Source organism: Streptomyces sp. NPDC102274, from assembly GCF_044766385.1.
Lineage (GTDB): Bacteria > Actinomycetota > Actinomycetes > Streptomycetales > Streptomycetaceae > Streptomyces.
Genome location: NZ_JBIWLW010000080.1, coordinates 1 through 11,448, shown reverse-complemented (window position 1 = coordinate 11,448; position 11,448 = coordinate 1). Strand labels below are relative to the sequence as shown.

The window sequence follows — 11,448 nt, the reverse complement described above, 5'->3', positions numbered from 1 at the left end:
AGCTACCAAGCCGGACTCCACCTGCGGGCCTCCATGATCTGGATCAAGCACCTCACGCGAACCACACAATGATCACGACCCAATACACGCCCTAGTACAGATCCCCGGGAGGCTCGCACAGCCCGCCCTGCGCGTCAATCGAGGTCAACGCCTTGGTGCGGCAGACTTTGACACGAATCACGACGCGAGATCTTCTTGACATGCTGATTTGGTATGGGTCAACATCTGTTTGGTCTATACCTACGCCGTGGTCTCTCGACTCCCCGGCCTCGCATCCATCCCTCTTGGAGGTCTTCATGGCAGAGGGCAGTCACCCGAAACTCACCCGGCTAGCCAACGCTGTCCTTCAGCCGGGGTTCGTGGGCACCACGGCACCGGACTGGCTGCGGCGCAGAATCTCCGAGGGCCTGGCGTCCGTAGTCCTGTTCGGCCGTAATATTGAGACTCCCGAGCAAGTTGCCACACTCACGGCTTCCCTGCGCGCTGAGAACCCCGACCTCATCATCGCCATTGACGAGGAAGCAGGCGACGTTACCCGCCTCGAAGCGCGCACTGGAGCCTCACGCCCCGGCAATCTAGCGCTCGGATCCATCGACGACGTTGCACTCACTGAGCAGGTCGCGCGTGAGGTTGGTCGTGAACTGCGTGCGGTTGGCGTTTCGTTGAACTACGCACCTAGTGCCGACGTGAACTCCAACCCCATGAACCCTGTCATCGGGGTTCGCTCCTTCGGTGCACGCACCGACGTTGTTTCCCGCCACACTGCTGCCTGGATCCGCGGCCTGCAAACTGCCGGTGTTGCCGCCTGCGCCAAGCACTTTCCTGGCCATGGCGACACCAGCGTCGACTCCCACCATGGCCTGCCGCAGGTCTCCGCCTGTGCCGACACGATCGCGCGCACCGCATTGCCGCCGTTCATCGCCGCGATGGACGCAGGTGTCCGCACCGTCATGACTGCCCACGTGCTCATCCCGGCTTACGACAACCTTATGCCCGCGACTCTCAGCCCTCGCATCATCAACGACCTGCTGCGTGGCGAACTCGGCTTCACTGGCCTGGTCGTTACCGACGGCATCGAGATGGGCGCTGTCTCGGACCGGTACGGTATCGCGGGCGCCACTGTCAGGGCTGTCGCGGGCGGCGCAGACGCCGTGTGCGTGGGCGGCGAGAGCCCTGAGGAGTCCACCACGATTGATTTGACCGACGCCCTAGTGCGTGCCGTTACGGGTGGTGCTCTGCCCGAGCAACGCCTGGCCGAGGCAGCCGCGGCCGTAGGGGAGTTCGCTGCCTGGTCGGGTGAACTTTTCCGGACTGCCATCACCAGCGACGAGGTGGTCGACAGCGGCCTCATGGCTGCCAGGCGCGCAGTGCGAGTCCATAAGAAGACTGACGCCGAGACGCAGTTTCCCCTCGTCGGCCCCCCGCACGTTGTTGAACTGTCTTCGACGACTAACCTCGCCATCGATGGCGATACCCCGTGGGGTGTAGCTGACCCTCTGAAGAATCTGCGCCCAGGTACCACCTCTGTACGTTTCGGGGAGTCTGAATGGGACGCTGCAGACGACCTCTTGGAACGCGTCGTGGCTCCTGCTGCAGGGCGTGCGCTGGTTGTCGTCGTGCGCGACGTAGCCCGCTACCGATGGATGTCGCTGGCCCTGGCTAATTTGGTCCGCCACCGGCCCGACGCGGTGGTCGTTGAGATGGGTGTGCCTACGGGAGATCGGCCCGGCGCAGTGCACCTGTCCACCCACGGCGCAACACGGGTCTCGGGCATCGCGGCGGCAGAGGTGCTGCTCGGCACCGCCTGACGTTGTCACCTCAACTCCATCTATCTGAGATTGAACTCGTGGTGTCGTGTCGTTATTCAGGCGGGTCTGATGGTCAGGCCGGTCTCGGCGAGGCAGCCGTCTATGAGGTGACTGCGGTACTGGATGTGCCGTGGGCCGCGTCGGATGCGCTGGTCGAGGTGTTCGGGCGTGCTGAAGGCGATGTTGGAGAGCCAGCCACGTCGCAGGAGGGACCAGATGCCTTCGACGGGGTTGAGGTCGGGTGCGTAGGGCGGCAGGTAGTAGATGGTCAGCAGCCAGTCACGGGATGCGGCGAACTCCCGTAGGCCGGCGGCCTTATGGACGTTGAGATTGTCCCAGATGAGCACGATCGGGCCGCCGAGCTGCTGGTGGGCTGCGGTCAGCAGGTCCCGGTAGTAGGCCAGAAGAAGCTCTTGCGCCCGTCGCGTCGGCCGTTGTCCTTGCGCGGCCGGTAGATCAGCCTCGACCGGTGACCGGGCTTCTAGCAGGTCAGCGCCGCGATGGATATGCGTCTGCGGGAACGAGTAATTGTCAAGACCTGTGGATGGGAGCCGCACCGACCCAGCGGTGATAGGCGTCTACGTCGACGTTGCTGCCGCACACGATGGTGACTACGTGTCGGCCGGCGAAGCGGTCACGGTCTTCGAGGATCGCCGCGATGCCGAGCGCGGCCGACGGTTCGACGACGAGGCCGGCTCGGTCGAGGAGCATCCGCATACCGGCGATGATCGACGTCTCCCGGACCAGGACGGCGTCGTCAGCGACCAGGAGGAGGTCGTCCAGGACGGCCGGGATGGGACGCCGGCCGGCGACGCCGTCAGCGATGGTATTGGTCGAGTCGGTGGTGACGACGCGCCGCCCGCGTCACGAGTGTGTCATCGCCGGTGCGCCCAGCGGCTGGACGCAGATCACCTCGACTTCGGGCGCCATGGTCTTCACCACATGACCCACGCCGGTGGCCAGCGCCCCGCCGCCGAGAGCAATCAGGACGGCGTCGAACGACGGCACGGTGTCCACCAGTTCCAGGCCGATGGTCGCCGCGCCCTCGCAGGTCTCGATGTCCAGGCTGTCTTCGACCAGCCGGATGCCGTCGTACCGTGCGATGGCCGCCGCCCGCTCGCGAGCCATCTCGTGGTCACCGTCCACCAGCTCCAACCTGGCGTCCAACGCGCGGATGCGATCAAGCTTGGCCACAGTCGCGAAGCGGGATGCCACGACGGTGACGTCGAGCCCCCGGCCGCGACCGGACCAGGCGAGGGCTTGGCCAAGGTTGCCCGCGCTGGCGCACACCACGGCTCGCGAGGCATTGTCGGCGAGCAGGCTCGCGACGACCTCGGTGCCGCGGGCCTTGAAGCTGCGGACCGGGTTCGCCGTTTCGAGCTTGATACTCACCGTGCACCCGAGCTCGGGCTCCAGCGCCTCGCAGCGGTACAGCGGAGTGTCGAGAAAAACGGGGTCTATTACCCGGCGAGCCGCCCAGATCCGAGCAGTGTCGAGGCGCGTCTCCTGCACGACACAGCAGCATAGCGTCGCCGGCGCTGTTCCATTTGGGTGAATGCACGGCGGAACCGGGAGTAATAGGTCAAGATCTGTGGGTCGGTTGAGGTTGTTCATGCCGCGGCGGGCTCGGGACGCTCGACGAGGTGACCGCGTTCGAAGAGGGCTCCAGCGCAGACGAGGGCGACGAGATGGGGTGCGTTCACGGCCCGCCAGCGAGCCTGGGCAGACTCGACGAGTTTGAAGACCATCGCGAGGGCGGCCGCGCGGGAGCCGGCGCCGCGGGTGACCTTGGTCCGCAGGCGGACGGTTGCGAAGGTCGACTCGATGGGGTTGGTGGTCCGCAGGTGAATCCGGTGCTCGGCGGGGAAGTCGTAAAACGCCAGCAGCTCGTCCTCGTCATCGACGATCTTCTTGACGGCCTTGGGGAACTTCGCGCCGTACTGCTTGGCGAACACCTTCACGGCCCGGGCCGCGTGCTCGCGGTCTTCCGCGTTATAGATGTCCTGGATCGCTTTCTTCGCCGCCGGCTGGGCCGACTTCGGGAGGCTGTCGAGGACATTCGCGCTTTTGTGAACCCAGCATCTTTGTGGGCGTGTTGCCGGGAACACCTCGGCAAGGGCCTTCCCAAAGCCCAGGGCGCCGTCGCCCACCGCGAGGACGGGAGCGCGCATTCCACGCCGGGCGGCATCCCGCAGCAGGTTCGCCCAGGACTCCGACGACTCGCGGTAGCCGTCGGCCATCGCGATGAGTTCCTTGGTGCCGTCGGCGCGCACGCCCATCAGCACCAGCACGCAGGCTTTCGCCTGCTCCAGGCGGACCTTCAGGTGGATGCCATCGGCCCAGACATAGACGTAGTCCGCCTCGGACAGATCGCGCTCGCCGAATGCGGCGTGGTCGGCCTGCCACTGCACGGTCAGGCGGGTGACCGTGGCCGGGGAGAGGCCGGCCGAGCTGCCCAGGAACTGCTCCAGCGCGGGCACGAAGTCGCCGGAAGACAGGCCGTGCAAGTAGAGCAGCGGCAGCACCTCGCTGATCTTCGGGGACTTCCTGGCCCAGGGCGGCAGGATCGCCGAGGAGAACCGCTTGCGCTCACCCGTGGCCGCGTCGATGTGCTTGTCGTTCACGCGTGGCGCTTTCACCTCGATCACCCCGGATGCCGTGGTGACCTTCCGCGGCTGATGGTGTCCGTTACGGACCACCAGACGATGCCCCTGATCGTCTCTCTCACCGACCAACTCAGCTATGTATGCATCGACTTCAGCTTCCAGCGCGGCGGCCAGCATCCGCCGGGCGCCCTCCCGGACTATCTCGTCGATCAGGGATCCATCTCGCGTCGAGCCGTCGTCGTTGACTACCGTGAGCACGGGCGTGCCTTCCCGGCCGACGCGCCAACGTCGGCCTACTCGATACCAGTCGATCGATCACTCGGGAAGGTACGCCCCACCGAGCCGATCCACAGGATTTGAGCATTGCTCCCGGTTTTAGCCCACATACCCCTCGTCCCGCGCGCAGAGGACGTGGCGGGGTGGCACCCACACAAACGCGCGACGGCCAGCACCCGGACCTCACGGTCCGGAAGGGCGGACGGCTGTCGATGGTGGGAAGCGTCTCGCGGCACGGGGCGAGCGCAACATAGACGACGATCGCCGGTTAGCCAAACCGGCGATCGTCGCGACCGTTGAGGTGTTCGCATTCGGCTGCGCTTGGCGGTGGAGCTGTAGCGGACGCAGTGGATCGAGTCGTGTTTGGGAGAACCGCCCCGTCCTCTGCTGCCCAGATGAGCATGGTGCCCGTCGTTGAGTCGCAAGGGCACCTCTGCGGATGGAGAGTGACGTAATGGGGGGTTCGGTTGAACGGTCCCGCCGCGCCGTCTGGCGCACTGAGACCCACTACGACGCCAAGATCCTTGGCCTGAAGCTGAGGAGACGCCAGGCATGAAGGTGTACGTCTACCGCGTGGACTCAGACGGAAACAAGACGCTGGTACGAGAGAAGAACTGATAGCAAACGCCCCCGGCCACCAGGCCGGGGGGCGTTCATGCTCGGAACTGCTGAACGAACTGGTCCTCGCGGATGGCCAAGCGCTCTTTCACGTCGTCAGGGATGAGGAGTTCACCAACGGTCTCCTGTACCTCTTCGCCGTCGCTGTTGGTCTGCGTCACGCGCCTGATGGCGAATTTGATTCCTGCCCGCAGAAGGTCATCGGTCATTTCCTCGCCCCCCCCAGTTTCCCACTGCTCCCTGTAGGTCCGACCTCCGTGTGTCAGGACCCACCGGTCTTTGGCGCTGTCAGGGTCGATGCCGGCCATCTCGGTCATGAGCGAGTTGAATGTCTTCTCTGCCGTCTCCTGCACGAAGCCACCCACGGCGAACTTGCCTCCAGGGGCCAACTCCGACATGTAATGAGCGAGGCCAGTCTCAACCTCCCGCAGTCTCTTCCGTACGCCCTCACCACGGGCGTACTCCCGGTACTCAACGGGTTGGTTGCCCAGCTCTTCGAGAACCGTCTCGACAAGAGCTCCGTATATCTGCTCAGGGTTCGGGACTGTAAAACGTTCGGTGTAACTCCCGGTCATGGAAGATGCATCGATGACCAGTAACAACGTGACCGAGGTCGAGACTGTCGAGCTGTCTGAGGCGGTGCTGTCGAAGTCTGTGGACGACCCGGCTGATTGACGAGCTGGTGGGCCGGGCTCAGGCTGAGGGCCTTCAGCTGACCGGCGAGGGCGGGCTGCTCCAGCAGTTGACCAAGCGGCTCCTGGAGTCGGCCCTCGAGGGCGAGATCACCGACCACCTCGGCTATGACAAGCACGATCCCGCCGGGAAGAACGACGGCAACTCACGCAACGGCACCCGCACCAAGACCGTGCTGACCGATGTCGGCCCGGTGGAGATAACCGTGCCCCGCGACCGTGAGGGTTCCTTCGAGCCGAGGATCGTCAAGAAGCGGCGGAAGCGTCTGTCCGGCGTGGACGAGATGGTGATCTCGCTCGCGGCGAAGGGCCTGACCACCGGCGAGGTCCAGGCCCACCTCGCCGAGGTCTACGGCGCCGACGTATCCCGCCAGACGATCTCCACGATCACCGACAAGGTCCTCGATGGCATGGCCGAATGACAGAACCGGCCCCTGGATGCCGTCTACCCGGTGGTCTTCATCGACGCCATCCACGTGAAGGTCCGCGACGGGGCGGTTGCCAACCGGCCCATATATGTCGCCCTCGCGGTCACGACCGAGGGCCGGCGGGACATCCTCGGGCTGTGGGCCGGCGACGGCGGCGAGGGCGCCAAGCACTGGATGCGCATCCTCACCGAGATCAAGAACCGCGGCGTGAACGACGTCCTCATGCTCGTCTGCGACGGGCTCAAGGGCCTGCCCGACGCGGTCGAGGCCGTCTGGCCCCGCACCACCGTCCAGACCTGCGTGGTCCACCGAAGCCGTCAAAAAACAACGCGTTGCTTCACGGATGCGATCTCGTTGATGTGGTATGCGCATATCCGACGAGGTGCGCAGCCAGTTGGCGCGACGGTTCGACGTTCTGCTCCCGCACCTGAACGAGCGTCAGCAGCGGTTGGCACTGGCAACCGAGGCCCGGCTGCTCGGCCACGGAGGCGTCGGCCTGATCGCACGGATAGCCGGGGCCAGCGAGACAACGGTCCGCAAGGGCGTGTTCGAACTCGAGGCCGGGATCGATCCGCTGCCCGCGGGACGTGTCCGGCGCCCGGGCGGCGGGCGGATGCGAGCCGAGGCCGTCGACCCTCAGCTGGTTCCGGCGCTGATGGCACTGGTCGAACCCGACGAGCGCGGTGATCCGATGTCGCCACTGCGCTGGACAACGAAGTCGCTGCGGCACCTGGCCGCAGAGCTGTCCCGGCAGGGGCATTGCGTGACCGCGCCCACGGTGGGCCGGCTGCTGAAGGAGCACGGGTTCAGCCTGCAGGGCACCGCCAAGACCCTGGAAGGCGATCAGCACCCTGACCGGGACGCACAGTTCCGCTATATCAACGAGCAGGTCAAAGAACACCAGGCTGCGGGCGAGCCGGTGGTCAGCGTGGACGCGAAGAAGAAGGAACAGCTGGGGCAGCTGCCGATGCCCGGGCAGGAATGGCGGCCGGCCGGGCGGCCCGTCGAGGTCGAGGACCACAGCTTCTTCGCCGGCCCGCACGTGGAATCGGTGATCCCGTACGGGATCTACGACATGACCGCGAACACCGGCTGGGTGAACATCGGCACCGACCACAACACCGCCGCGTTCGCGGCGGCTTCGATCCGTCGCTGGTGGCAGGCGCGCGGCCGGTACGACTACCCCGCAGCATCCCGGCTGCTGATCACCGCGGATGCCGGTGGCTCCAACAGCTACCGCTACCGGCTGTGGAAGGCCGAACTGGCCGCGTTCGCCGCCGACACCGGCCTGACGATGACGGTCTGCCACTTCCCGCCGGGCACCTCGAAATGGAACAAAATCGAGCACCGGCTGTTCTCCCACATCACCATGAACTGGCGCGGACGTCCCCTGACCAGCCACGAAGTCGTCCTCAACACGATCACCGCGACCACCACCCGGACCGGCCTGCGCGTCAAGGCCGCTCTCGATGAGGGTTCCTACCCGACCGGCATCTCCGTCAGCCGCGAGCAGTTGCAGGCCCTGCCGATCACCGCGCATGCTGACCACGGCCAGTGGAACTACAGCATCGCCCCGACCGGCGGCACTGACCCCGCACCGCGCGCCGATGAACGTGCCGAGGCCCGCGCTCAAACCCTGCAGGTGCTCGCCGCCCCCCGCCTGACCGGCATGAGCACAGGCGAACTGGACGCACTGCAGGCCCAGTTGTCTTCGGCCCAGACGGCAGCGGCCGAACAGCACCGCTACCTGCTCCGCGGCGGCCGGCGCGTCGCCACGACCGGCCGCAGCAGAGCGTTGCTGACGAGTGCGGACGAAGTCCTGCTCACCGTCGTCTACCTGCGACAGGTCTGCCCGCAGAAGGTGCTGTGCGAGCTGCTCGGGATCAACCCGGTCACCATCGGCCAGGCCATCAAGGCCCCCCGGCAGTTACTGGATGAACAGAAGATCAGCATCACGCCGACCGTCGTGCGCTACTTCACCCGCGCCGAGGACCTCCGCGCCTGGGTCACCGGCGACGGCCCGGCCGAGCACGCTCCCGCGACGCTGACCCGCCAGGCCCTGACGGACCCGACCCTGACCGGCACGACCCACGAGGCACTCCATGCCCTGCTCGAAGAGCTGATCGTGCCCTACGCCGCCGCGATCGAACAGCGCCGCCACCGCCAGCGCGGCGGCAGCCGACGCCCGGGCACCCGCGGCGGCGTCTTCCGGCAGAAGATCACCGACAGCGACCGGATCCTCGCCACGATCCTCTACCACCGCCGCGTCTGCGGCCTCGACACTCTCGCCGAGCTGTTCGGCGTCTGCCGCAGCACACTGTGGAACGCCATCCGTGATGTCCTGCCGATCCTCGACGCCCGCCACATCGACATCACCCCCGCCGACCACCGGCACCCCACCGCAGCCGACCTACTCACCTCAATCGGCGCCGACAACCACCAGGTTGATTCTTGACAGCTTCGACCTGCTGCGGAACTCCTTCCGCTATGCCGCCCGCCAGGACTGGGACAAGATCGCGAAGGTCCTCAAGCCTGTCTACACCGCACCGACCGAGGAGGCGGCACTGGAGCGGCTCGCCGAGTTCGCCGACGCCTGGGGCCGGAAGTATCCGGCGATCGTGCGGCTCTGGGAGAACGCGTGGGAGGAGTTCACCCCGTTCCTCCGCTTCGACACCGAGATCCGCCGCATCGTCTGCACGACCAACGCGATCGAGTCCGTCAACGCCAGGATCCGGCGGGCGGTCAAGGCCCGCGGCCACTTCCCCAACGAGCAGGCCGCGTTGAAGTGCGTCTACATGGCGATCATGTCCTTGGACCCCACCGGCAAGGGCCAAGCTCGCTGGACCATGCGCTGGAAGACCGCCCTGAACGCCTTCGACATCACCTTCGACGGCCGGCTTTCCGCAGCACGTCAGTAACTCCAACAACCTGAGTTACACCGTCCGTTTGACAGACCCGTTCAGCTTCGCCGTGCCGCGTCCGCTTTCCGCACCATCTTCGCCGCGTGGTCAGCCGAGTCGGCCGAGTTCCGGAGTGCGAGGGAGACCCGGCTGAGGAACTCCACAATGTGGTCGGCGAGGGTGTCCTGCTTGGTGCTGGTGCTGGTGCGGAAGGTGGTGCTCTGGGTCACGGTCGGCTCCTCGAAAAAGGGGTGCTGGGTGTGCTGCGCCCACTGTGGCACTGGGGACTGACATGTCGGGCGGAAACATGACACCTCCCACCCGAACCGGGCAGGCCCGCATGTGAGCGGCGCGGGGGCTCTGGCGCCAGGTGACGCAGCGAGGGGCGGTCAGCGGTGGCCGATGGATCACGCCTCATGCTTCCTGCGGCACGAGAAGTGCTCGGGCAGCCCTTCGGGTCCTGAAAGGCTTGCGGGCTGACCGCAGCCGAAGCGGCAGAGCGGGATAGCTTGACCCGACGCGTCGACCGGAACCCTGGCGTCCTCGATTTCCCGGGGGCGGGACTCAAGGACGATCGCGCGGCTGCCACGTCTCTGCTTCGGTTCAGCCCGTACCTCCGAAGCTGGACGGTCCTCGGTGCACATGTCGCGCCGGTCCCCCTGTCGTACGGATGGCTGGCGCTCCTTGTCGTCCAGGGCGGGCCCGTTCGCCTCGAGGTACTGCTGCCACTGCTGTGCGGGGAGCCAACCGTGGTGGCCGCCCCGCTGGAACGGGATCCGCTCACCGGCCGCAGCTTCCACGATGAACCGGGTGAGGGTCAGGCCGCCTTCCCCTGTGAAGGCGCTCGACTGATGGGCGGGCATGAGGACGCGGTGCCAGCCCCCGCAGTACCCGGCGTCGGTGGGATTCTCCGGGTCGTAGGGCTTCTCCGGGCACCGGGTGAGCGCGCCGGTTTGGCTGCACTGGCCCTCCTCCAGGACGAAGTTGCCGTCCTGGACCGCGATGGGGTTCTTCTGCACGCGGATGACGGAGGCCGGCAGGTTGGGCGTGCGGACGTAAGGGACGGTGCCGATGCCTGCGTGGTCGGGGTCGGCGAAGTCCCAGACCGACTGAATACCGCCGCGGCGCCGGAACCCCTCCCGTGCACGCATTCCGCGGGCTGTCTGGGCGCTCAGCTGAGGCTCGTAGCCCAGGACGATGCCGTTGGCGCCGTTGATGCGTACATCGAGGCGCGCGTGCCCGTCGGCGGTCTGCGACTCGATGTCGGCGTGGAAGCCGTGATCTTCGGAGTCCTTCGCGACGCGTTCCTTGCGGGCGAGGTGCTCGTCGGACTCGTGGCTGATGGGCTTCTCCCCGGGTTTCCGGTAGTGGGAGGCAAGCCATACGCCGTCACGCTGGACGAGGTACATGGGGACGCGTCGGCCGCGGAGGTCCCGGCAGTCGGGGCAGATGAGCCCGCGCTTTTCGACGGGGACACGTCCGCGCATGCGGAGGAGCACGTTCAGGAGGTCTTGGCCTTGCGGGACACCGAGGTTGGGGCGGTCCAGGTCGAGGTTCCGGCCAGCCGGTTCGTAGTAGACGGGGTTGCGGAAGAGGTCTTCGTCGCTGTCGATCTGAAGGTCGTCGTCCATTGGTACTCCCCGCAGCCGCTACGAGTAGGACTCACAACGCTACGGCGAGGGTCTGACAATCGGGGCTGTCCTGTGGACACACGGCGCACTGAGAGGCATAGGGGCAGTGGGCCTACAGCGGGTTAGGTCCGCACAGCTCGCAGCGCTTCCTCCGGATCTTCTTCGCTCGTAGCTCCAAGGGGTCCGTCGACGTCTTGGAGTCGGCCCCTCGCTACTCCCTACTCGTGTCCGACCCGCTGATCGACTGGATCGGTCCGGCGGGCGCCCTGACGGTTCGCTGCTAGCCCCGCGTCCTTGCTCCTTCCGAAGGCGGCGACTCTGCTCCGCTGGGGCGAGGGCACTGATCGCCGAACAGAATGTTCGGACCGGACGGCGCGACCTGACGATTTGCCGTTAGGGCGTGTATTGGGTCGTGATCATTGTGTGGTTCGCGTGAGGTGCTTGATCCAGATCATGGAGGCCCGCAGGTGGAGTCCGGCTTGGTAGCTC

6 protein-coding genes and 4 pseudogenes are annotated in these 11,448 nt (G+C 66.3%); 4 read left to right on the top strand and 6 right to left on the bottom strand.

Annotation, left to right across the window (positions count from 1 at the left end; all coding sequences use genetic code 11):
* Positions 1-296: 296 nt before the first annotated feature.
* Entirely contained in the window at positions 297-1,808 is a 1,512-nt protein-coding gene (locus tag ACIRQP_RS41245) for a glycoside hydrolase family 3 protein (protein WP_403900451.1), read from the top strand.
* 56 nt (positions 1,809-1,864) lie between these two features.
* Here the strand turns inward: ACIRQP_RS41245 and ACIRQP_RS41240 are convergent.
* From ACIRQP_RS41240 to ACIRQP_RS41225, 4 genes and pseudogenes are all read right to left on the bottom strand, one after another.
* Positions 1,865-2,373: pseudogene (locus ACIRQP_RS41240) on the bottom strand (transposase).
* A pseudogene (locus ACIRQP_RS41235) lies at positions 2,340-3,320 on the bottom strand (threonine/serine dehydratase). The pseudogenes ACIRQP_RS41240 and ACIRQP_RS41235 overlap by 34 nt, the downstream one beginning before the upstream one ends.
* Positions 3,321-3,418: 98 nt before the next feature.
* A complete protein-coding gene (locus tag ACIRQP_RS41230) occupies positions 3,419-4,672 on the bottom strand; it encodes an IS256 family transposase (protein ID WP_403900449.1) in 1,254 nt (417 codons plus the stop codon).
* Between the two features lie 671 nt (positions 4,673-5,343).
* The gene (locus ACIRQP_RS41225) at positions 5,344-5,883 is read right to left on the bottom strand and encodes a hypothetical protein (RefSeq protein ID WP_403900447.1); all 540 of its coding nucleotides are present in this window, start codon (positions 5,881-5,883) and stop codon (positions 5,344-5,346) included.
* Between the two features lie 13 nt (positions 5,884-5,896).
* On the opposite strand from ACIRQP_RS41225, the pseudogene ACIRQP_RS41220 reads away from it, so the two are divergent.
* The 3 genes and pseudogenes from ACIRQP_RS41220 to ACIRQP_RS41210 all read left to right on the top strand — a co-directional run.
* Positions 5,897-6,878 (top strand): annotated as a pseudogene (locus ACIRQP_RS41220) (IS256 family transposase); the annotation flags it as partial.
* Positions 6,879-6,882: 4 nt separating this feature from the next.
* Complete coding sequence (locus tag ACIRQP_RS41215) at positions 6,883-8,883, top strand: ISAzo13 family transposase (RefSeq protein ID WP_403900453.1); 2,001 nt, start codon at positions 6,883-6,885, stop codon at positions 8,881-8,883.
* A gap of 10 nt (positions 8,884-8,893) precedes the next feature.
* Positions 8,894-9,346: pseudogene (locus ACIRQP_RS41210) on the top strand (transposase); the annotation flags it as partial.
* A gap of 41 nt (positions 9,347-9,387) precedes the next feature.
* Here ACIRQP_RS41210 and ACIRQP_RS41205 read toward each other — a convergent pair.
* Both ACIRQP_RS41205 and ACIRQP_RS41200 read right to left on the bottom strand, forming a co-directional pair.
* Entirely contained in the window at positions 9,388-9,558 is a 171-nt protein-coding gene (locus tag ACIRQP_RS41205; protein WP_403900445.1) for a hypothetical protein, read from the bottom strand.
* A gap of 177 nt (positions 9,559-9,735) precedes the next feature.
* A complete protein-coding gene (locus tag ACIRQP_RS41200) occupies positions 9,736-10,959 on the bottom strand; it encodes a hypothetical protein (protein ID WP_403900443.1) in 1,224 nt (407 codons plus the stop codon).
* Positions 10,960-11,448: the final 489 nt, after the last annotated feature.

What these genes read in the sequence shown, in the direction of transcription:
- ACIRQP_RS41245 (WP_403900451.1), top strand. Translation starts at nt 297, where the DNA reads ATGGCAGAGGGCAGTCACCCGAAACTCACCCGGCTAGCCAACGCTGTC.
- ACIRQP_RS41200 (WP_403900443.1), bottom strand. Translation starts at nt 10,959, where the DNA reads ATGGACGACGACCTTCAGATCGACAGCGACGAAGACCTCTTCCGCAAC.
- ACIRQP_RS41225 (WP_403900447.1), bottom strand. Translation starts at nt 5,883, where the DNA reads ATGACCGGGAGTTACACCGAACGTTTTACAGTCCCGAACCCTGAGCAG.